Origin of the sequence: Pseudomonas sp. 34 E 7, assembly GCF_900005715.1 — a bacterium.
In the GTDB taxonomy this organism is placed as follows: domain Bacteria; phylum Pseudomonadota; class Gammaproteobacteria; order Pseudomonadales; family Pseudomonadaceae; genus Aquipseudomonas; species Aquipseudomonas orientalis_A.
On the sequence record NZ_CVTX01000006.1, the window covers coordinates 1 to 1,435 of the forward strand.

Annotated in this window: 2 protein-coding genes; both read left to right on the forward strand. The window is 65.8% G+C overall.

Features of this window, described 5'->3' with window-relative positions; genetic code table 11:
* A partial coding sequence (locus BFP96_RS00305) for an O-antigen ligase family protein (protein ID WP_371914751.1) occupies nucleotides 1-569 on the forward strand: 569 nt, incomplete at its 5' end.
* On the forward strand, nucleotides 569-1,435 hold an 867-nt coding region (locus BFP96_RS00310), incomplete at its 3' end, for a lipid II flippase MurJ (protein ID WP_170875961.1). The genes BFP96_RS00305 and BFP96_RS00310, both read left to right, overlap by 1 nt.

Genomic DNA, 1,435 nt, shown 5'->3' on the forward strand with positions numbered 1-1,435 from the left:
CTTACACCGGACGCTTGCTGATGATCGGCGCGGCACTGACCGTGGCGCTGGTCATGGCGTATCCGCCGTTGCAGGAGCGCCTGGCGACGATTTTCTCGTCGAGCAACGCCAGTACCGAAGTGCGTTTCGACGAGTACCGCATGTTCCCGCAGGCCGTGGCGGCGTACCCGTTCGGCATCGGTTTCAAGGTCGACCCGCCGGTACCGGATACGCACTTGCTGGGCATCTCCAACCTGTGGCTGAACTTCATCTACAAGACCGGCGTGGTCGGCATGCTGTTGTTTATCGCGGTCACCGTGCGCTGGTGGCGTGAGGCCCGGCCGGAAAAAGGCCCGATCCGCCTGACCAAGGACAATGCGCTGTGGCTGGGCAGCACGGCCGGGATTCTGTCGGCGCTGGTCAGCGGTTTGTTTGACCACTACTTCAGCTTTGCCGTGGTGATGGTGGCGCTGTTCTGGCTGATGGTGGGGATTAACGTGCTGGAGGCGCGCCGCTTGTTCCCGGCGCGCCTGCCCCAGGTCAAGGCGGTGCTGTATCAAAAGCCGATGCTTGATGGCGCGCGGCCCTGATGCTCGGCTCCGCCGTATGGCTGACCGTGGCGACCCTGTTGGGTCTGTGCCTGGGGTTTGCGCGCGAGTGGTTGCTGGTGGCTGCCTGGGGCGCGGGCGAGCGCAGTGATGCGTTCCTGATCGCCTTGTTCCTGCCCGAGGCGCTGCGCATGTCGCTGGCCGGTGGCGTATTGAGTGCCGCCGCGTTGCCGCTGTATCTGCAACGCCGGGACAGCGAACGCCTGGACTGGCTGGCGGTGCTGTTCCCGGCATTGATGCTGATCGCCCTGCTCACGAGCCTGTTGCTGATGCTGTTGGCGCCCTGGCTGGTGCAGGTGCTCGGCCCTGGGCTGGCCGCCGGCGCCACGAACCTGGCCGCGAGCAATCTGCAGATCTTGGCCTGGTGTGTACCGGGCCTGATGCTGCATGCACTGTTCAGCGTGCCGTTGCAGGCCAGCGAGCGGTTTGTGCTGGCGGGGTTGGGCTCGCTGCTGTTCAACCTGCCGCCGGTGACATACCTCGCGTTGGCAGGCACCGCCAGCCAGCCCCACAGCCTCGCGCTGGCGTGCCTGGTCGGCAGCGCGTTGATGCCATTGGCGTTGCTGCCGTCGATCTGGCGCCAGGGCTGGCGACCCTGGCGCATGCAGCTGTCGCTCGCGCCCTTGCGCGAGCTGGGCCAGCGCATCGGTCCTCTGTTGCTGAGCAACGGTGCCAGTCAGGGCCTGGCGTTGATCGAGCGTCTGGTGGCATCGCTGCTGGGGGAAGGCGCGGTGACCTGGGTCAACCTGGCACGCAAGCTGATGAACCTGCCGCTGATTGCGCTGATGAGCCTCAATCAAGTGCTTCTGGGCATGATGAGCCGGCGTCAGGGCGATGAACGCCTGGCC